At 43.3% G+C, this 19,633-nt stretch carries 16 protein-coding genes; 11 read left to right on the plus strand and 5 right to left on the minus strand.

Going from position 1 to position 19,633, the window contains the following annotated elements:
• Positions 1–16: 16 nt before the first annotated feature.
• Positions 17–1,519, plus strand: a complete 1,503-nt coding sequence (locus tag BUA59_RS19340) for an ATP-binding protein (RefSeq protein ID WP_245813196.1) — start codon at positions 17–19, stop codon at positions 1,517–1,519.
• A gap of 231 nt (positions 1,520–1,750) precedes the next feature.
• On the opposite strand, the gene BUA59_RS19345 is transcribed toward BUA59_RS19340, so the two are convergent.
• Both BUA59_RS19345 and argF read right to left on the minus strand, forming a co-directional pair.
• Complete coding sequence (locus BUA59_RS19345) at positions 1,751–2,677, minus strand: LysR family transcriptional regulator (protein ID WP_249422120.1); 927 nt, start codon at positions 2,675–2,677, stop codon at positions 1,751–1,753.
• An 88-nt stretch (positions 2,678–2,765) separates the two neighbouring features.
• The gene (gene argF, locus BUA59_RS19350; protein ID WP_072841299.1) at positions 2,766–3,671 is read right to left on the minus strand and encodes an ornithine carbamoyltransferase; all 906 of its coding nucleotides are present in this window, start codon (positions 3,669–3,671) and stop codon (positions 2,766–2,768) included.
• A gap of 242 nt (positions 3,672–3,913) precedes the next feature.
• Here argF and grxD point away from each other — a divergent pair, with 242 nt between their 5' ends.
• Entirely contained in the window at positions 3,914–4,246 is a 333-nt protein-coding gene (gene grxD, locus BUA59_RS19355; RefSeq protein ID WP_072841300.1) for a Grx4 family monothiol glutaredoxin, read from the plus strand.
• Positions 4,247–4,332: 86 nt separating this feature from the next.
• Complete coding sequence (locus tag BUA59_RS19360) at positions 4,333–4,956, plus strand: peroxiredoxin (protein ID WP_072841301.1); 624 nt, start codon at positions 4,333–4,335, stop codon at positions 4,954–4,956.
• A 140-nt stretch (positions 4,957–5,096) separates the two neighbouring features.
• Here BUA59_RS19360 and gloA2 read toward each other — a convergent pair whose 3' ends face one another.
• From gloA2 to BUA59_RS19375, 3 genes are all read right to left on the minus strand, one after another.
• On the minus strand, positions 5,097–5,486 hold the full coding sequence (gloA2, locus tag BUA59_RS19365; protein ID WP_072841302.1) for an SMU1112c/YaeR family gloxylase I-like metalloprotein: 390 nt from the start codon (positions 5,484–5,486) through the stop codon (positions 5,097–5,099).
• Between the two features lie 26 nt (positions 5,487–5,512).
• The gene (locus BUA59_RS19370; RefSeq protein ID WP_012071055.1) at positions 5,513–6,463 is read right to left on the minus strand and encodes a LysR family transcriptional regulator; all 951 of its coding nucleotides are present in this window, start codon (positions 6,461–6,463) and stop codon (positions 5,513–5,515) included.
• Positions 6,464–6,577: 114 nt separating this feature from the next.
• On the minus strand, positions 6,578–7,465 hold the full coding sequence (locus BUA59_RS19375) for a LysR substrate-binding domain-containing protein (protein WP_072841303.1): 888 nt from the start codon (positions 7,463–7,465) through the stop codon (positions 6,578–6,580).
• 531 nt (positions 7,466–7,996) lie between these two features.
• On the opposite strand from BUA59_RS19375, the gene BUA59_RS19380 reads away from it, so the two are divergent.
• The 8 genes from BUA59_RS19380 (at position 7,997) to BUA59_RS19415 (ending at position 19,445) form a co-directional block, all read left to right on the plus strand.
• Positions 7,997–8,599, plus strand: a complete 603-nt coding sequence (locus BUA59_RS19380; protein ID WP_072841304.1) for a DUF6198 family protein — start codon at positions 7,997–7,999, stop codon at positions 8,597–8,599.
• 358 nt (positions 8,600–8,957) lie between these two features.
• Positions 8,958–10,742: a two-component system response regulator gene (locus tag BUA59_RS19385; RefSeq protein ID WP_072841305.1), complete on the plus strand. Its 1,785-nt coding sequence runs from the start codon at positions 8,958–8,960 to the stop codon at positions 10,740–10,742.
• 78 nt (positions 10,743–10,820) lie between these two features.
• Positions 10,821–13,529 (plus strand): hybrid sensor histidine kinase/response regulator, encoded by a 2,709-nt coding sequence (locus BUA59_RS19390; protein WP_072841306.1) that lies wholly within the window; start codon positions 10,821–10,823, stop codon positions 13,527–13,529.
• Positions 13,530–13,702: 173 nt separating this feature from the next.
• Positions 13,703–15,487, plus strand: a complete 1,785-nt coding sequence (locus BUA59_RS19395; RefSeq protein WP_072841307.1) for an ATP-binding protein — start codon at positions 13,703–13,705, stop codon at positions 15,485–15,487.
• A 20-nt stretch (positions 15,488–15,507) separates the two neighbouring features.
• Positions 15,508–16,839 (plus strand): cobyrinic acid a,c-diamide synthase CobB, encoded by a 1,332-nt coding sequence (locus tag BUA59_RS19400; RefSeq protein ID WP_072841308.1) that lies wholly within the window; start codon positions 15,508–15,510, stop codon positions 16,837–16,839.
• Between the two features lie 4 nt (positions 16,840–16,843).
• Positions 16,844–17,980 carry a cobalt-precorrin-5B (C(1))-methyltransferase gene (locus BUA59_RS19405; protein ID WP_072841309.1) on the plus strand — a complete coding sequence of 379 codons (1,137 nt, stop codon included), beginning with the start codon at positions 16,844–16,846 and terminating at the stop codon, positions 17,978–17,980.
• The gene (locus BUA59_RS19410) at positions 17,977–18,795 is read left to right on the plus strand and encodes a precorrin-6A/cobalt-precorrin-6A reductase (protein WP_072841310.1); all 819 of its coding nucleotides are present in this window, start codon (positions 17,977–17,979) and stop codon (positions 18,793–18,795) included. Before BUA59_RS19405 ends, BUA59_RS19410 begins: the two co-directional genes overlap by 4 nt.
• Positions 18,792–19,445: a precorrin-8X methylmutase gene (locus tag BUA59_RS19415; protein WP_072841311.1), complete on the plus strand. Its 654-nt coding sequence runs from the start codon at positions 18,792–18,794 to the stop codon at positions 19,443–19,445. Before BUA59_RS19410 ends, BUA59_RS19415 begins: the two co-directional genes overlap by 4 nt.
• The last annotated feature ends 188 nt before the right edge of the window (positions 19,446–19,633 follow it).

The raw sequence follows: 19,633 nt of genomic DNA on the forward strand, positions 1-19,633 counted from the left end.
TAGAATGCGAGCTGAAATGTGGCGGTTATATCGACACCTTATTTTTGGAGGTGTCGTTATTGTGGCGTGTTGTTACATCGTCATGGAGTTCACTCAAATTCGTTTTGGCGCATCAAGAGCTGAGCAATTGCTTTGTGTTGATGCTGAAATCAGCTCTGTCTTACTTCTTTCAGGTATTCAAAAAGATCTTCCCGATTCCCAATTTAGTTGGACCTCCCAATCCTCTAAACCGTTTTCAATCGCGGCTCTCTCTTCTCTTATTGCAGAAAAAAAATGGCTTAAATTACCTAATAATAGCTATCAGATTGCATTTGGAAAAACTAATCAGCCGGTTCTGATTGGACACGCTAATCAAGATCGTCCGCTTTTTAAAATAGAGTCATTGTTAGCACAGTTTTTGTTAGCAAATGATATTTCCTACTCAGACAAAGTTACCTTATTAAAAAGTATGTCTTGTCTTTCTATGAAGGAAATTTCTTCTAAGGTTTCTAGCCCATTAACTGCTGTAGCTCTAGTGAGCGGCGCTTATAGTGAATATGGCTTTGTCTGGAAAGATAAGGATACAAGTAATACCGTCTATTTGTCTGTTGTTCATGATGATAATGTGTCCTTGACTTTAATTGTGGTTATTGTAGTCGGTGTCGGTATTGCAATTATGCTGATGCTAATTTGGCGTGAACTTATCTCTTTGGACTTTAAGCGCAAAACATTCGAAAGTATTACTCGTCAAATTGCCCGTGGTCGAAGTGGTTTACCGAAAGGTATTCCTGACAGTAGTGGGACGCTAAAAGAGCTGGCGTATTCCTTTGACTCGATGTCTTCTCATATCCAACGATTGCTAAAAGTTCAACGTGAAATGATAAATGCTATTTCTCATGAGTTGCGAACGCCTATTGCCCGTTTACGATTTGGGTTGGAGGTGATGAAGGATGAGGTAGATGATAATGTTGCTAAAACGATTGAAGCGCTTGAGGGCGATGTTGAAGAACTGAATACACTGGTTGATGAGGTGTTAACTTACGGGAAGTTAGAAGCTGGTTCTTTGGCGCTGAATTTCAAAGAGATTTCTATTTCTCAACTGGTTGGCGATATTTTACAGCATAATCATTTATTACTTCAGCATCTCAGTGTCGAGGTAAATATCGATGAAACAGATTTGGTTTTAGCAGATGAGCACCATTTGAGTCGAGCGTTACAGAACCTTATTTTAAATGCCTCAAAATACGCTGCAGGTAAGATTGTTATTACTTTCTCTCATGATGAAGAGCGTTGGCAGTTAGATATTGAAGATGATGGGCCAGGTATTGCGTTTGAAGATAGAGATAAGGTCTTTATTCCTTTTCAGCGATTAGATAACAGTCGTACACGAGCTTCAGGTGGTTATGGACTAGGTTTGGCGATTGTTCAGCGTATTGCTTTTTGGCATGGTGGTGCTGTGTTGATTGATGCCAGTGAGTCTGGTGGCGCTAAATTTAGTTTGATTTGGTCGCGTAATCAGCATCAGAACTCTCTGTCCTGATGCTGTACTTGTAACGATTACTACGCTTGCCAATACTTTGTTAAAATAGACTCGCTTATTTATGGATTTAGCAACATTGGCTCATTTATAGCCCATAACTCATAACCCCGGCTTTGACTTCCTGTATCGCCCGAATAACTACATCCATGTAGTTATTCATTTATTCGTCTATTTTTCCTAGTCTAGGTTTCGCTCGTGAAATCGTTTGAAAGTTGGTTTTGAGTGATGTTTTTAAAGTTCTGGAGCTAGAATGCCTTTTAGATTCTTAAAGCAAGTTTTTGATGCGGTAGAAATCAAATCTTCCATATAGGCGTTTTCACGCTGATCTTTTCTTATTGCCAAATAGAGCTTACACCAAACGCCTTCTTCGCCTAACGACTTGGTAATGACATATTGTCGGTTGGTGTATTCTGTTAATGCCCAATTTGGTAAGCAACAGACACCGCGACCGCTTGCTACCAACTGCATCATCATCAGCGTCAATTCACTATGACGAATTTTAGCTGGTGACACGTCCGCTGGGTTTAGGAAGTGTTTAAAAATATCCAATCGTTCCGTTTCGACCGGATAGGTAATAAGTGTTTCTTTCGCAAAATCTTCCGGTGTTAGAAATTCTTTTTTTGCCAGAGCATGATGTCTGGATAAGGCGACCTGAGACTCATATTGAAACAATGGGATGTATTCAATATTTGGAATGTCTTGTGGATCGGATGTCACGACTAAATCTAAATCACCGCGGGCAAGAGCTGGTAATGGCATGAAACCAAAGGCTGTAGAAAGGTCGAGCTCGACATCCGGCCAATGTTCGCGGAAATGGTCAATGGTTGGCATCAGCCATTCGTAACAGCTGTGGCATTCAATAGCGATGTGCAGGCGTCCACTTTCCCCTTCAGCGAAGCGTTGAATATCGCGCTGGGCCGAACGGAATGAAAGTAGCACATCATCTGCTAATTGTAATAAACGCAGTCCAGCGCTGGTAAAACGAACTGGTTTCGTTTTTCGAATGAAAAGTGGACATCCTAGCTTTTCTTCAAGATCTTTAAGTTGGTGAGATAAAGCTGATTGCGTCAAGTGAACTCGTTCGGCAGCTTCGACTAAGCTGCCAGTTTCTCTGAGTGCGGTCAGTGTTTTTAAATGCCTAACTTCAATAATGCTCATAGTAATTCACGGTTGATGCGTCTTTTTAATATTTGGGGGCAAAAAAAAGCTCGTAGGGAAGGGGATCCTTACGAGCCTTGATATTGTGTTAGTGGCAGAGCAAAAATTCAAGCAGTGCTTTTTGTGCGTGTAAGCGGTTTTCTGCTTCATCCCAAACCACACAGTCTGGATGATCTATTACGTCAGCAGACACTTCTTCGCCTCGGTGAGCTGGCAGGCAGTGCATGAATAAGGCATCATGATTAGCCTTAGCCATTAGTTCGGCATTCACTTGGAAGCCATCAAAGTCTTTTAAGCGCTGTTCCTGCTCGTCTTCTTGGCCCATTGAGGCAAATACGTCAGTGACGATTAGATCCGCGCCTTTGGCTGCTTCATGCGCATTGTGAAGCACAGTCACGCGATCAGCATGTTCTGCAACCAAATCTGCATTGGGTTCATAGCCTACTGGGCAAGCAACAACTAATTGGAAGTCGAGCATAGCTGCTGCATTAATGTAGGAATTACACATGTTGTTGCCATCACCAACCCAGACGACTTTTTTGCCTTCGATAGATCCTCGGTGTTCTTGATATGTTTGCATATCAGCAAGCAGTTGGCATGGGTGATAGTCATCAGTCAGAGCGTTAATAACAGGAACAGATGAGTATTTGGCAAAAGTTTCGACGGTTTTATGATCAAAGGTTCTTATCATTACGGCATCTACCATGCTTGAAATAACACGTGCGCTGTCTTCAACTGGTTCGCCACGTCCCAATTGCGTATCTCGAGAGGAAAGAAACAATGCGTGTCCGCCAAATTGAGCCATACCCGCCTCAAAAGAAACTCGAGTCCGGGTCGATGACTTTTCAAATATCATCGCTAAAACTCGGTTTTTCAGCGGTTGAAATAGAGTGCCTTCGTGATGGATTTTCTTAAGCTCTGAAGCTCGTAGTAGTAACTGTTTTAACTCGTCAGAAGATAGATCCTTCAGAGTAAGAAAATGTCTAGGCGACACGCTAGGACTCCTTGTATGTCTTTGGAAAAAGGGAGTCGACCAATTTAATACACTCAGGTAGGCGAGTAAAGGGCAATTAACAAGAGAAAGTAGAAAGGAAAGCATCTTTTTGGGGTTGTAAATACACCACGAGACCCAATAAACTGATGCAAGTTTAATGAATTTAATAGACTTGAATTTAGTAAGGGCATTAATAATTCGTTTGTCCTTACCAAAGACAGTTGCAGAGCGAGGTTTTTAGCATGAGTAATACAATCGAAACAATTAAAGAGCAGATTAGCAGTAACGATATTTTGTTGTACATGAAAGGCAACCCTCGCGCTCCACAGTGCGGGTTTTCATCTCAGGCAGTGCAAGCACTAATGTCCTGCGGCGAGCGTTTTGCGTTTGTAAATATCCTAGATAATCCTGATATTCGTGCTGAGCTACCAAAGTTTGCTAACTGGCCAACATTCCCACAGCTTTGGGTTAAAGGCGAGTTAGTGGGTGGTTGCGATATTATCGTTGAAATGGCTGCTAACGGTGAACTACAGACTTTGATCAACGAAGCAGTCGGTTCTTCTTCTGAAGAATAAGTTTTTGTGTCGGTTATGATGGTAAGCGACATTGTTGAGTTAAACATTAGCCTTTAAATATTAAGCAATAAAAGGAGACGTTAAAGATGTCTATTTTAGTTGGTAAAAAAGCCCCAGATTTTACAGTTCCAGCCGTATTGGCAGATGGCCAAATTGTTGATTCTTTCAACCTTGCTGAAACAATCAAAGGCAAATACGCAATCGTGTTCTTCTACCCGTTAGATTTCACATTCGTATGTCCTTCAGAAATCATTGCTATGTCTCACCGTATGGATAAATTCCGTGAAATGGGCGTAGAAGTCATCGGTGTTTCTATCGATTCTCATTTTACTCACAACGCTTGGCGTAATACTCCAGTTGAGCAAGGTGGTATCGGTGCTGTTGAATATACATTAGCAGCAGACATGGATCATGCAATCGCAAAAGCATACGGCATTGAGTCAGAAGGTGGTGATTCTTACTACCCAGCTGGTGTTGCTATGCGTGCGTCTTTTGTTATCGACCAAAAAGGTATTGTTCGTTCACAAGTTGTAAACGATGAGCCGATTGGCCGTAACATGGATGAATTGGTTCGTGTTGTTGATGCGCTTCAATTCTTCGAAGAGCATGGCCAAGTTTGTCCAGCTGGCTGGAACAAAGGCGACAAAGGCATGACAACTTCTCCAGAAGGTGTTGCGTCTTACCTTGCTGAAAACTCTAAATCTCTATAAGACTCTTTGTTTTATAGTAAGAGAAGAACAGAACGCCCACTGTAAAGTAGTGGGCGTTTTTTTTGACTTGAGTTATTGGCTTTAAGCGATGATTTTAAATGCCGGTTTATAAGTGCTGGCTTTAAATGCTGCTATTGCGGCTATAGCTCGTAAAGCTCAAGCGGTAAGTCGTCTGGATCGGCAAAGAAAGTAAAACGCTTGCCAGTCAGCTCATCCAATCGAATGTCTTCCGTGATCACACCTTGTTGATTTAGATGTTTAATACAGTCTTCTAAATTTTCTACTGCAAAGGCTAAGTGTCTTAAGCCTTGCGCCTCAGGCCGAGAAGGACGTACTGGTGGTGATGGAAATGAGAAAAGTTCAATTTGTTGTTGGTCATTAATGGCAAGGTCTAATTTATAAGACTGACGTTCTTCTCTATAAGTCTCTTTTAGTATGCGAAAGCCAAGAATCTCACTATAGAATCGTTTTGAGACCAAATAGTCAGAGCAAATGATGGCGACATGATGAACATGAGAAATGTTGAACATAGTTTTGTGTCTTCTGATGGCTCTTATTATTTAGCTTGTGCTTTTAGCTCATTTGCCACATCAATGACTTGTCTTCTGAACCAAATATGACTGGCATCGTGATGTAGTAGCGGGCTCCAAATCATTTTTAGTTCAATTTCTGGAATATCGAATGGTGGATCTAGAATGACTAAATCAGGGTTCTTTTTATTAACCATGGCGACTTTTTTGGGAAGAGTGGCAATAAGATCTTGCTCAAGAGCCAAGTGCATCGCGGTATGGTAACTTCTGGTAAACACCCGAATGCTGCGTTTATGATCAAGAGCTTGTAGTGCCTCATCAACCCAGCCTAATTTCTGTACGTCGTTTGGGTCCATGCCGACACCCACACCAAAGCCTGTTTTACTCACCCAAATGTGCTGGGCTTGTAAGTATGCTTCAATATCAAAATGGTCTTTGACAGGATTTTTTGAGCTCATCATGCAGACAAAGGTATCAAACCAGACACTTTTTTGATGGAAGGACTGAGGTAATTCTTCAAAACGGTTAATGGCCATATCGATTTTGCCGGCCTCAACATCATGAAAGGTGACATCACTTGGCGTCATTATGTCGAGCGTAATGCCGGGTGCAAATTCCCGTAGACGGTTAAGTAGTCGCGGAATAACGGTTGAAGCGGCATAGTCACTCGCCATGATACGAAATACACGCGTACTAATACTTTCGTTAAAGTCTGCTTCTGGCTGCAGAGCTTCTTCTAGTTCTAATAGAACTTTGCGTACGATAGGTTGTAGGCGTAAGGCTTTCTCAGTAGGCTTCATGCCTTCACTAGTGCGGACTAGCAATGGGTCGCTTAACAAGTCTCTTAGACGCTTTAAGCCATTGCTCATCGCTGGCTGTGTGATGTTTAGCTGATTTGCAGAGCGCGTGACGTTGCATTCTCTCAGTAAGACATCGAGATAAATAAGAAGATTAAGATCAATTTTATTAATATTCATACTTTTTATGTGATTCGCATAATTTATATATTTTATGAATTTATTGTATTGACCTTTGCGTAAACTTCAACCGCAAATGCTAAATAATCTAGCAAAGGTCTAAAAATGTATATTTTATGTATTTGATAGGATTGGCGCTGTGCAGCAGAGATCGATAAAGCGCTGAGCGTTTTGGGTTAGCGCGGTGTTCTTTGGTGTGACAATTAATAGGTTTCGGTTTAGTTCTAATGGTGTTTGATAAAGACGTATTAGCCCAGCGTTGAGTTCTTGGGATATAGCCATACGAGACAAGCAGCCAAGTCCCATTTGATGAATGACGGCTTGTTTTACCGCTTCCATGTGAGCAAGGGAAAGGACGACATTAAGCTGTGGAATTTGAGCCGCGGTGGCTTGTTCTAATATATTGCGAGTACCAGAGCCGGATTCGCGCATTACCCAGCTGGCCTCTTTTAAGTCATCCCACGATAAATTCTCAGGGCGTTCTTCTTCAGCGGAACCAAATACCACAAGTTCGTCTTTTAACCATACCTGGGTCATCAATTCTGCGTGTTGGCAGTAGCCTTCGATAAAACCGACTTCAGCTTTACCTGTTAGCAATTGTTGAATCACGCTTTGTGTATTGCCAATGTCTAAGTTAAAACGAATGTTAGGGTGTTGACGTTTAAACAAAGACATCTGTTTAGGCAGTAGATAATTACCAACACTCACACTGGCAGCCAAATGCAATGAGCCGCTTAGCTCATCTTCGTTGCCCATGCTCTCGATTTGTTCTATTTGACTGAGAACTGCACGAGCTTGTGGGAGGAGGTGCCTTGCTTGTGGTGTTATTTGCAAACGTTTGCCGTGGCGGCGGAAAAGAGGCCGACCTAAAAGAGCTTCTAGCTCTCTTAGTGCTTGGCTTGCAGCAGGTTGGCTGATGGAAACCATTTCTGCAGCAGCAGTAACGGATCCTGTGTGAACAACCGCTTCAAATATTTGTAATTGTCTAAGTGTGATTCTCATTTGGCTATTGTAGCCTTGTTTCTGTTTTGATGAGTAGTGCTATTCGCTTCCCTGGTGATAAATGATCCAAGAGACAAATAAAAGTCCATAAGCAATTGTGTATTCAAGGGAAGGTGTGAACAAGTCCTCTTGCCTCAGCATGTGGATAAAAGCCTGTTATTCTAGGCGAGTACCGAATGTGAATAGTTGACCTATTTTCGAGGTGCTCAACAAAGAATATAGGTCTTTTAGACCATGCCCTTCGGGTCTTTCAGAGAAAGCGCCACATATCGTTGCGACTCTTTGAAAGGTTCCTACATTCCTTCAGAGCCGCGCCTTATCTGACGGTTTCTCTGAAAGACTGAGGCTTAGTAGAATTATTCACACCTTCCCTATATTATGGTATGAAATGTGCTTCAGTTTTAACTGAGAAACTCAGTGCTGAATTTACTGAATTGAATGTGGTTTGTGTTATCCGCTTTCACAAGAAGCGATTTTTACAAACCTTTGTTATTAACCAAAAGTTAATACGACTCTTGTTAAGGACGTTTTATGAAAACCACTCATCGTTGGCTCTCTATTATTGAGGGTTGTCTGCTTGTTGCCTTAGGCTTGCATATTCTAAATTCCGCTGGGTTGCTTATTAGCGGCACAGCAGGCGCTGGAATGATTCTGTTGCGGGTTACTGATTTATCTTTTGGGCAGTTGTTTTTCTTGCTTAATATTCCTTTTTACATATTAGCTTGGTACACACTAGGGCGAGACTTTACCTTACGTACCTTTGCCAGTGTTAGTCTGTTGTCTTTGCTTTCTGAACTGATGAAACAATATGTTGTTCTATCGATTCATCCTCTTTTATCGGGTGCTCTAGGTGGCTTATTAGTTGGTTTTGGGCTAATTATCTTGTTCCGCCATAATGCTTCTTTAGGCGGGCTAAATATCTTATCTGTGTATTTAGAGCGGCGATTTGGTGTTCATGCGAGTAAAACAACGTTAGTTGCGGATATTACGGTATTGATGGCGGCTATGGTGTTTCTTGATTGGAGCCATTTAGCCTACTCGTTACTTGCGTTCTTATTATTAAGTTCAGTAGTTGGCCGTTATCATCGTCCACCAAAGTGGGCGCAAATAGTGATGGTAGATGCCAAAGTTTAAGGTATAAAGTCGATCTTTACTTTTATTTGACTCTTTTTTAACAAGTCGTTTTATCAGCGTGTGTTAATGTGGACTTTCCTTGATCCACATTAGTGCATGCCTCGTATCTAATTTGTATATTTCCTATCATTCAGCGCTTTAATGAGTCTTCATTTGAGACCCTTGTACAATCTACTTTTATTTTGTGCTTAGGATCATCGGCTAATTTTTATTCTAGGCTTTTTATAGATAACTTAGATGGATATTTTATAAGAAACAGAGGTAGTATTTAGGGGTATTACTTAATAATTGTTCAATCGTGGCGTTTTAATTACTTTATTTAAGTGATTGTTAAATCATAGAAAAGGCATAGCTAGGTATGAAGCAGTCCCCAACGGTGTTAATTGTCGATGATGTTCCAGAGAATTTACGCGTTTTAAAGGAAGTAATGGATGCATTGGATTGCCAAATTTCTGTAGCAAACTCCGGCGAACGAGCTCTGGAACTGCTAGATAGAACCCAGCCGTGTTTAATTTTGTTAGATGTTATGATGGGGGGAATTGACGGGTTCGAGACCTGTCGTCGAATTCGATGCCATCCGCATCATAAAGATGTACCGATTATTTTTGTTACCGCGTTGGCTGATGATATAAGTCGAGGTTTTGAGGCAGGCGGCAATGATTACATCAGTAAGCCTATTCGAATAGAAGAAGTCCGTTCCAGAGTTCAACACCAGCTGGAAAAATTCCAATTGGTGAATGAGTTAAGAGAGCTTACCTCGTCACTGGAAGAAAAGGTTCGTGAGCGGACTGCAGATCTTAATTTGGTAAATCGAAACCTTCGAAAAGAAGTGAACGAAAGACGCTATATGCAAGATCGACTGAACTATCTTGCACAGCATGATTTTGTCACTCAACTCTATAACCGCGACGCACTAGATGAACACATATCTCATCTCATTTCTGGCGTCCAAGCTAAAACCGCTGAGCATATACCTTATTTTATTTTAATCGACGTGAACGAGTTTCGTCTGATAAATGATTCATGCGGCTGTATTGCCGGTGATGAATTGTTGTATCAACTGGCGATCATGATGAGTGAGTTCGCTGATCCCCAACGCGATTTTTGTGCTCGCTTAAGCGGTGATAAATTTGCCATTGTTATCAGTCAAGGCGGTGATGAGGCGGTCGAATCTTTTTTCCGCTTACTACAACAAGGTTTCAAGAACTTTGCATTTGTATGGGATGAGCGTCAGTTTCGAATGACTGTGACGCAAGTTGCTATTCCAATTACGCTTGATATGGTGTCTTTTGAACAAGTTGTTATGTTGGCTGACGAAATTTGTTATTCCAGCAAAAAGTCGGGTGTTCATTCTCGAATTATCAAGAATGCCAAAGACCTTGCATATGAAGAGCATAGGGGGAATTTAAACTGGGGGCTGCGTATTATTGACGGCCTCGATAAAGATTTATTCGAAGTGCATTTTCAACAAGTGTGTTCATTGATTAACGATGAACCGAAAAAGAAAATAGAAATATTAGTTCGACTGAAAGACGAAGAAACGGGCGGTTTAATTTACCCCAATGATTTTATCCGAGCAGCAGAGCGTTTTGGTATTGTCTCCAAAATAGATCGCTGGGTGATTAGCAATACCATGCAGCAGTTGTCAGAACGTTATGATTTGTGGGGCGAAATTGATCAAGTCGCTTTGAATGTATCTGCGCTGTCGGTAAGACAGTCGAACTTTGCTGAGTTTATTATTGAGCAGTTACAGTACTATCAATTAGATGGCAGCAAATTCTGTTTTGAAATCACAGAAACTGAAGCGCTTAATAACTTTGCTGATACACGTAGGTTTATGGCTTTGCTTCACGAACATGGCTGTACCATTGCTTTAGATGACTTTGGTACAGGTTTTTCGTCTTTTGCATATCTGATGGATTTGCCATTTGATTTAATTAAAATCGATGGCATGTTTATTAAAGACATGCACGTAAACGAAATCCACTACGGCATGGTCGACTCGATTGTGAAGTTGGCTAAGATGCTTAATAAACCTGTTGTGGCAGAGTTTGTCGAAAACCAAAGTATCGTAGATAAGCTTAAGCTTTTAGGTGTTGAGTGGGGGCAGGGATATTTTTTCCATAAGCCGGAAAAGCTTTAGCACAAGCTGTACTCGCGCGACTTGGTACCGGGCTTTTAAAGTCAATAAAGTTACTTCTGGTGTTTTTAGGGATTTATCATGGATATAGAGTTTCCCATTCTACTCAAAGTGTTTGCTGGTTTATTTTGCCTAACCGCTTTTGTACTGGTTGCTTTGCAACTCGCTTTTCTTTTTCGTTTTAAGTTATTACAGCGTCGCTATTCAAGAGCGATTCTTGCCACCAATGCAGGCGTTTGGGAGTGGTTTCCTGAAACAGGTCGTTTATATGCTTCTTCTGAATTCTTTATGCAACTTGGTTTTGAAGAACAAAAAACACCAAAGCGCCTAGAAGATTGGTTGGCGTTTTTATCATCAGAAGATCAAATAACTTTTAATACATGGAAAACTGCGTTACTCGAACAAGAAACACGTCTCGCACCTAAATCGATACGCTTACAGATTCAGAACCATCTTAATGAATGTTTTTGGATAGAGATGCGCGGCAGCGTTACTCGTAGAGATAGCCACCATCGTGTTTTGAGTGTAGCTGGGATTTTTGAAGAAATAGGTAATCTAGTTGAAACTGAAACCGCTTTGATCGTTGCGCGTGAAGAAGCGCGTCGCCGAGAACTTACCTTATCCTCCTTGTTAAATAACATTCCTGATATTGTCTGGTCAAAAGATGAGCAAGGAAATTACCTCGACTGTAACCAAGCTTTTTTAGATTTTAATCAACTCACTACGCTAGAGATAAAAGGAAAAAGTGATTTAGATTTAAATTTGGATGGCAAAGGTGATTATTATCAAAGCAGAGGAGATTTAACCTTACAAACGGGCATTACTTCTCATGAGCAAAGTTGGGGCTACCCAAAAGATGGGGGCGAGCCGTGTTTATTTGAAATCCATCGAGTTCCAGTAATTGAACCTTCGATCAATTTTCGTGGCACTTTAGGAATTGCCCGAGATATTACTGAGCGTCATCTCCTGTTTAACCAGCTTAAGTTATTTAAAAGCTTTGCAGATAACTCTGCGCAAGGCTTTGCCATGGCTACTTTGGATGGCGATATTACGTATTTTAATAAAAAAATACGTTCACTTCTAGATGTGGGTGAAGAGGCCAGTGATGCGTCTTTGGCCGAATATAATTATCTTGAATTTTATCCTGAAGTTAGCCAAAAGTTTCTGAAAGAAACCGTGATTCCTTATGTGAGAGAGTACGGTGTTTGGGAGGGTGAGTTGCAGGCCAAGAGCTTAGGTGGTCATATCTTCGCAACCTACGAAACCTATTTTTTATTGCGTGATGAAAATGGCAAGGCAACCTCTGTTGGTGACATCATGAATGATATTACCGAGCAAAAATATGTGTCCATGGAGTTGGAGCAAGCAAAAGAAGCCGCAGAGCAAGCCAGCCAGGCAAAAAGCCATTTCTTAGCTAATATGAGTCATGAAATTCGTACGCCATTAAATGCGATTATTGGCTACGCACAACTGATTAGTGAAGACAACCAATTAACTGGCGTTTCTAGAACGCGTTTTTTATCCATTGCGAGTGCTGGGCATCGTTTATTGGGCTTGATTAACGACATTTTAGACATAGCCCGAATAGAGTCTGGGCGGCTTGTACTACACGAGCAAAAAGTTAACCTTTGTCGCGAAGTTAGCCAGATTAGTAAGCTCTTTCAAGGTCAAGCTCAGGAAAAAGGTCTAGAGCTTATTGTCGAGTGTGATATAGACGAGCGGCAGTTTGTCTGGATAGATCCCGTTAAATTCCAGCAAATAATTACCAACTTACTGGGTAATGCTGTGAAATTCACAGCTCAAGGTTACGTGAAAGCGGTCGTTCAGATTGTAGAGGATCGTATTCATATCAGCATTGAAGATACAGGTCCAGGAATAGAAGCTGAATTAATAGATCACCTGTTCACGCCGTTTATACAGGGGAAAGCGGGTGAGGCATCTGGTGGCACAGGGTTAGGTTTGTCTCTATCGACGACGTTGGTCAAACTGATGAACGGGACTTTGTCTGTTAAAAGTAGCGAGGGTGTCGGTACACAAATTATAGTTGATTTACCCTTGTCTAAAGTGGAAGGCGACGAAGCGATTGACGGTGACCAGCAAGACACGCTTCTTAATATGAGACTTAATAATCCCATCAGAGTTTTGGTGGCGGAAGATGATGAATGGTCGCGAGATATTCTGGTGTCTTTGTTAGAAAAGGCTGGTTGTCAGATCATTGAAGCAGAAGACGGCGAGCAAGCTATAAAAGCCTTCAAAGCGAATCCGCCAGACTTGGTGATGACCGATATTCGAATGCCCAACAAAACCGGTATAGACTTATTAAAATTCATTCAACAAGAAGATCAGGAACAATTGATTCCTGTAATAGCGGTAACAGCATCGACATTGGTGCATGAACAGCAAGCTCTATTGGATGATGGTTTTTGGCAGGTCATCGCTAAGCCTTATCAAATAGAAGATATTTACAAAGCCTTAGTGGCACATCTTGATGTGAAATTTGTTCCTATCATTGAAACCACTGCGACACAAAAGGCTACTGATGAGCAATCTGAAGAAAGCGCTCACACAGTCGAGTTACCAGAGCTATTACCTGATTTAACACCAGAAGATTGGCAGCCATTGTTATTGGCTGCACAAAGTGGCGATGTGCAAACCACCGAAGAGGTATTTCAGGTATTACGTCAATCATTGCCTAAGCATCAGCAAAAAGCCCTTCAAGCGGCGATCAATCAATTTGATTTGGGATTGGTAGAAACATTGATTGATAAGTATCAGACAGAGAACGAATAACCCACATCGTTTCTTCACAGGCATGCGTTTTGTTCAAGCCATGCTGAAGGCTTTAGGTTTGACAGGAATCTGCTGCCTAGTTAAGGTCAAACAAGACAAATCATAGGGAAAACGCCTACAATAGACGGCTTATGATTTCCTTTTGAACTTAATGAACCGCAACAGGTAGCTCAATGACCCGTTTAGCCTCTAGTGACTTTCCTTTTACCGCAGTGGCGGGGCAAGAGCCGTTGAAGTTAGCGTTGATTTTGTGTGCGATTAATCCCCAAATTGGCGGTGTTTTGATAAGCGGTCCGCGTGGATCGGCAAAGTCTACCTTGGCTCGCGGTTTGTCTGGGGTGATGCCTGCTTTACAAGGTGAAGAGCCTGTTCCTTTTGCCACTTTACCTCTTGGCACCAGTGAAGATCGTTTGCTTGGCGCTCTCGATTTAGAGCAAGTTCTGCAAGACAAACACGTCGCGTTTAAGCCAGGTTTATTGAGCAAAGCTCACGGCGGTGTGTTGTATGTCGATGAAGTGAACTTACTTGCCGACCATTTAGTTGATCAACTTTTAGATGTTTCAGCCAGCGGTGTGAATCGTGTTGAGCGTGATGGTATTAGCCATGAACACGCGGCACGTTTCTTATTGGTTGGTACTATGAACCCAGACGAAGGTGAATTGCGTCCGCAGTTAAAAGACCGTTTTGGGTTAATGGTCGAATTAGTGAATCAATATAGCCTTGAAGAGCGAGTACAGATTGTCCGTCTGCGAGACGAATACGATCAAGATTCACAGGCCTTTTGTGATGCCTTTAAATACAAACAGCGTAATTTAAAAAACAGCATTCGTTTAGCAAGACAAGCCTTGGCACAAGTGCGCTGTTCTGATGAATTACGTTTAGAAGTCGCGACTCGCTGTCAGTTAGCAAATATTGATGGTGTGCGTGGCGACATTGTTTGGATTCGAGCTGCGATGACTCATGCTGCTTGGCGTGGCGCAAAAACTGTTGCTTTGGACGATATTCAAGCGGTGGAAGATTTGGTATTGGCACATAGACGCCAAGCTAAAACTCAGAACCAGTCACAGCCTCCAAGCCCACCACCGTCTCGTCGTACTGATCATTCACGTTCGCCTTCACTAAATAAAGGTGATCAGCCACAAGATCAAGAAAGCTCTAAAGACAATCAGACAAATGAGCAAAATGGTTCAGGTGAGTGGGGAAGTATGGAGTCACAAGTACTTGCTAGTAGCGCGCCGATTCGTGTCGCCATTCATGACGAGTTGAACGAAAGAAATTCAACTCGCACTCGTATTGATGAGGTGACGCCGGGAAAGCGTAAAGGCAAGCAATTGGGCGGTTATCGTCCTGATGTTGCGTCATCTGTTGATCTTCAATCAGCGGATGGGATTGATTGGTTTCGCAGCATCGTTAGTCACCCACAAGAATGGCCGCCGAAAAACCTGACGCATAAGCCAGCCAAAACGGGTCAATCTGTTTTGCACTTGGTGTTATTAGATACGTCGGCATCAACTTTGAGCCAAGGCGTTTTTGCTCAAGCTAAAGGCGTGATTTTAGACATTGCCAACCATGCGTATTTAGCACGAGAACAGATTACGATTTTAGGTTTTGGGCAAGACGGTGTGTCGTCGATTTTGCCAAAAGTCCGTGCGCCAAAAGAAATCTCAGACTTACTTGATGATTTAGGTGCTGGTGGCGGTACGCCGTTTCGCGTTGCCATAGAAAACGCCAGTCAGTATTTGGTTCAACAACATAAGACAACCACTGGCTTGCACAGCCAAACTTACATATTGACCGATGGTCGCACCCAAGCTGATGTGTCCGATCTTGTTTTACAGGGCAACACTGTACTGATCGATACTGAAAACGCTCCGGTTAAGCGTGGCCGAGGTCAGGATATTGCCCAGCATTTGGGCGCACAATACGTTTTATTGAGCTCTCTTTTAGAGAACTTTTAGACACTTTTAGAGACTGCTTTATGACCACTTCCGTTGTTCATTGTCCCGCGTTATTTTTGACGGCGCCTGCGTCGAATCAAGGCAAAACCACAATTACTGCCGCCTTGGCGCGTTATTTTACCAATCAGGGCAAAGTGGTTCGTGTCTTTAAAACGGGTCCAGATTACCTTGATCCACAAATTTTAGCGCAAGCTTCAAAACAGCCAGTTGAACAATTGGATATTTGGATGGCAGGCGAAGAGTATTGCCAAGACAAACTCTACCAAGCTGCTCAAGTGGCGGATTTAATCTTGGTGGAAGGCGCTATGGGCATGTTTGATGGTGAACCATCCAGTGCCGATCTTGCGGCTCGTTTTGGTATTCCCATGGCTATTGTTATGGATGTCAAAGGCATGGCGCAAACCGCCGCCGCAGTAGCGACTGGCTTGGCGAACTTCCGTGATGACGTGCAAGTGGCCGGATTGATTGCCAACCGTTGTGGTAGCGAACGTCATGCCGAATTGATTCGTGATGCGCTTCCTGCAAACTTGCCTTTGCTTGCAACGTTAAAGCGTGATGAAGAGATTACCTTGCCAGAACGTCACTTGGGTTTGGTGCAAGCGGACGAAGTGAAAGATGAACTAGAAATTCGTTTCGAAGCCGCTGTTGAATGGCTCAAAGAAACCAAAGATACAGGCTTACTGGAATTACCTACAGCCGTGCCTTTTTACCCTGCAAATCAAGTAGACGCTAAACAAACCATCGAGCAAAGCTTATTAGGCAAAACCATTGCGGTTGCCAAAGACTCGGCGTTTAGTTTTATCTACGATGCTAACCTGATTGCGCTAAAAAGCTTAGGCGCTAACGTGGTGTTTTTCTCACCATTGCATGATCAAGCTTTACCTGATGCCGATGCGCTTTGGTTACCGGGCGGTTATCCTGAATTACACACTAAAGCCTTGTCAGAAAACACAACAATGCGCCAAGCGATCAAAGACTTTTTCCAAACAGGTAAAGGCATTTTGGCAGAATGCGGCGGCATGCTTTATAGCTTGGATGATTTAACCGATTTGGATAATCAGTGCTATCCGATGTTGGGGATTTTGGAAGGCCAAGGTGCAATGCGCGGTAAACGTGGCTGCCAAGGTATGCAAACGGCGGTGATTCCGCAAGGTGAAATTCGTGGCCATGCTCACCATAGGTCACGCAGCGCCAATACGCCAGAACCTGTCGGCTATGGTCGTCGTCAGCGACATCCTGCACCGGGCGAAGCGATTTATCAGCAGAAAGGTTTGACCGCCAGTTATTTGCATCTGTTTTTCCCTTCGAATCTTGATGTCACCGCCAAGATTTTTTTAGGAAAAGGAAACTAAAAGAATGTGGCCCGAAAGTGCTGAATCGCCCGCGCCACTGCGTACTGGTTTAACCACCGGGACCTGTGCCACGGCCTGTTGCGTAGCCGCGGCACAAGCACTTTTTGCCCAAAAACAAGATTCAAACGTGAGTGTCACCTTACCCAAAGGCAAAGTGGTCGACCTACCGATTATCGAATACCAAGAAATAGACAACGGTATCAAAACCGCTACCATCAAAGACGCTGGGGACGACCCAGACGCCACTCATGGTGCGACGTTATTTGTTGAACTGAGATTGTCATCAGAGCAAGGCGTGCGTTTCCATGCAGCACAAGGAGTTGGCACTGTGACGCGAACCGGTTTGTTGCTTGACGTTGGCGAACCAGCAATCAACCCAGTGCCGCGTAAAATGATGACTGAGCATTTAGAAGGCTTTGCGCAAACCTATCAATATCTTGGTGGTTTTGATGTCTCTGTCGGCGTGATCAATGGCGAGCAAATCGCACAAAAAACTATGAATCCGCGTTTGGGGATTTTAGGCGGATTATCAATTTTAGGTACTACCGGCATAGTGCGACCCTTTTCTTGTGCCGCTTACATCGCATCCATTCATCAAGGCATTGATGTGGCGCGTGCTAACGCAATTACACACATTGCGGCCACGACCGGCAACGCCAGTGAAGACGCGATAAAAAGCCATTATCAGCTTGATGATATGGCCTTGATCGAAATGGGCGACTTTGTCGGCGCTGTGTTAAAGCACATAAAAAAAGTGGAATCCACCACACCAGCTCAACTGACTAAATTAAGTATTTGCGGTGGCTTTGGTAAGATCAGCAAGTTAGCTCAGCATCACATGGATTTAAACAGCCGCGTGTCTGGTATCGACTTGGGGGCGTTGGCGCAACTGGCTGCAAGTTTAGGCGCAGATGCTGAGTTACAAGAGTGCATGACAAACGCCAACACCAGCGTGGAAGCCTTGTCGTTCGCCATGTCGGCAGGTTTGCCGCTTGCTGATGCAATCTGCCTGCAAGCATTAGACTTTGCGCGAAGATACATTCCAGCTCACATAGAATTAGAGGTGTGGGCGATTGATCGCAAAGGCCAATTTGTCGGCAAAGCGTTGGATGCGGATATGAATAAACAGGATGAGCCATGAAAATTTTATTATTGGGCGGCACCGCTGATGCTCGACATTTGGCCGATGCTCTTCATAAAAAAGGGCAGAACCAGTCAGGGCTAAATCATTCGAAATTAAACGTCATTTACAGTTTGGCGGGTTTGGTCCGCATACCAAAAGTAGATTGCCAGCTGGTGGTAGGTGGATTTACCCAATTTGGTGGTTTGGCTCAGTATTTAAAAGACAATAACATAGGCGCGATTTTGGATGTGACTCATCCTTATGCGCAAACCATGAGCAGCAAAGCTGTTATTGCAGCCAAAGACGTTGGCATTCCGTGCTGGCGTTTTCATCGTCCCGCTTGGCAACAAGAAGAAGGCGATAACTGGCAGGATTACCAAGATGAAGCCGATTTACTTGCTCAGCTCGATGGTTTTCGAGTGCCGTTATTAAGCGCAGGGCAAATGAGCGAAGCTTTGCTCAAACGTATTATGCAATTGCCGAGTATTGAACGCATCGTATGGCGAACGGCGGTTGAACCCAAGTTTTCTCTGCCGGACAACATCGATTGGATAAAAGCCATTGGGCCTTTTGCCTTAGAAGACGAGCGTCAATTGTTAGTGGCTCACAGCATTGATGTGATTGTCAGTAAAAACAGCGGCGGCTCAGCGACGTATTCAAAACTCGAAGCCGCGCGCGAATTATCGATTTCCGTTTTATTACATGCTCGGCCAATTTTACCCGACGCCGATCGTGAATTTAGTGACACAGAAGAATGCTTGCAAGCCTGTTTAGCGGCTTGGGGTAACACTTCTATCCATATTAAGCATCAACAAAAAGACAGCCAACAGTGACTTCTTCAGACGACTATAAATACGAAAACAACCCTCAAGCCATTGAGAACGACAGCTTTCGCCAAATCCGTGAATTAACTGATTTGTCTGGCTTGAGTCAAGATCAGCAGCAAGTCGTGATGCGTGTGGTACACAGCCTTGGCTTGCCTGATGTGGCCGAGCAAGTTCGATTTAGTACGAATGCGACCCAAGCTGGGCGCGAGGCATTGGCGAATAACTGCGCGATTTTGTGCGACGTGGAAATGGTCAAGCAAGGCGTGACCAAACGCATGCTAACGCGAGAGCCCTTGTGCTTTTTGAATGATCCTCGCACGGCGGAATTGGCCAAAAGCAAAGGTGAAACCCGCTCTATGGCGGCGCTGAGTTTATGGCAAGAAGACCTTTCTGGCAGCGTGGTACTAATCGGCAATGCGCCAACGGCTTTGTTTCGTTTATTGGAAATGATAGAACAAGGCGCAGCAAAACCAGCCTTAATTATCGGTATGCCAGTGGGTTTTGTTGGCGCTGCGGAATCGAAAGATGCCCTTTGGCAAGCCCATGAAAAACTCGGTATTGAATGCATTACCTTGCTCGGACGAATGGGCGGTAGTGCAGTGACATCGGCCAGTTGTAATGCATTGTTGCGCTGTAATCTAGGCGAGTATTATTAATGCATTCCATGAGCCTTGGTGTTCAGTTCTTAAAAATAAAAAATACTTGCGCCTGTTTCGCAAGCTCAACGCGTCAGCGTAAATCAAATACCAAGGTTCTTTTTTACCCTCGGTCCTGGGTGGGAACAAGGAAAACAGTAAGTTAAGTGTATTTTGTTGCTGTTTTTGAACTCCGAAACTTGAGTTAT

Source organism: Marinomonas polaris DSM 16579 (assembly GCF_900129155.1).
GTDB classification, from domain to species: domain Bacteria; phylum Pseudomonadota; class Gammaproteobacteria; order Pseudomonadales; family Marinomonadaceae; genus Marinomonas; species Marinomonas polaris.

Excerpts from the sequence above, each read along its gene's own strand:
- BUA59_RS19340 (WP_245813196.1), top strand. The coding sequence starts at position 17 with ATGTGGCGGTTATATCGACACCTTATTTTTGGAGGTGTCGTTATTGTG.
- BUA59_RS19345 (WP_249422120.1), bottom strand. The coding sequence starts at position 2,677 with ATGAGCATTATTGAAGTTAGGCATTTAAAAACACTGACCGCACTCAGA.
- grxD (WP_072841300.1), top strand. The coding sequence starts at position 3,914 with ATGAGTAATACAATCGAAACAATTAAAGAGCAGATTAGCAGTAACGAT.
- BUA59_RS19360 (WP_072841301.1), top strand. The coding sequence starts at position 4,333 with ATGTCTATTTTAGTTGGTAAAAAAGCCCCAGATTTTACAGTTCCAGCC.
- gloA2 (WP_072841302.1), bottom strand. The coding sequence starts at position 5,486 with ATGTTCAACATTTCTCATGTTCATCATGTCGCCATCATTTGCTCTGAC.
- BUA59_RS19370 (WP_012071055.1), bottom strand. The coding sequence starts at position 6,463 with ATGAATATTAATAAAATTGATCTTAATCTTCTTATTTATCTCGATGTC.
- BUA59_RS19375 (WP_072841303.1), bottom strand. The coding sequence starts at position 7,465 with ATGAGAATCACACTTAGACAATTACAAATATTTGAAGCGGTTGTTCAC.
- BUA59_RS19380 (WP_072841304.1), top strand. The coding sequence starts at position 7,997 with ATGAAAACCACTCATCGTTGGCTCTCTATTATTGAGGGTTGTCTGCTT.
- BUA59_RS19385 (WP_072841305.1), top strand. The coding sequence starts at position 8,958 with ATGAAGCAGTCCCCAACGGTGTTAATTGTCGATGATGTTCCAGAGAAT.
- BUA59_RS19390 (WP_072841306.1), top strand. The coding sequence starts at position 10,821 with ATGGATATAGAGTTTCCCATTCTACTCAAAGTGTTTGCTGGTTTATTT.
- BUA59_RS19395 (WP_072841307.1), top strand. The coding sequence starts at position 13,703 with ATGACCCGTTTAGCCTCTAGTGACTTTCCTTTTACCGCAGTGGCGGGG.
- BUA59_RS19400 (WP_072841308.1), top strand. The coding sequence starts at position 15,508 with ATGACCACTTCCGTTGTTCATTGTCCCGCGTTATTTTTGACGGCGCCT.
- BUA59_RS19405 (WP_072841309.1), top strand. The coding sequence starts at position 16,844 with ATGTGGCCCGAAAGTGCTGAATCGCCCGCGCCACTGCGTACTGGTTTA.
- BUA59_RS19410 (WP_072841310.1), top strand. The coding sequence starts at position 17,977 with ATGAAAATTTTATTATTGGGCGGCACCGCTGATGCTCGACATTTGGCC.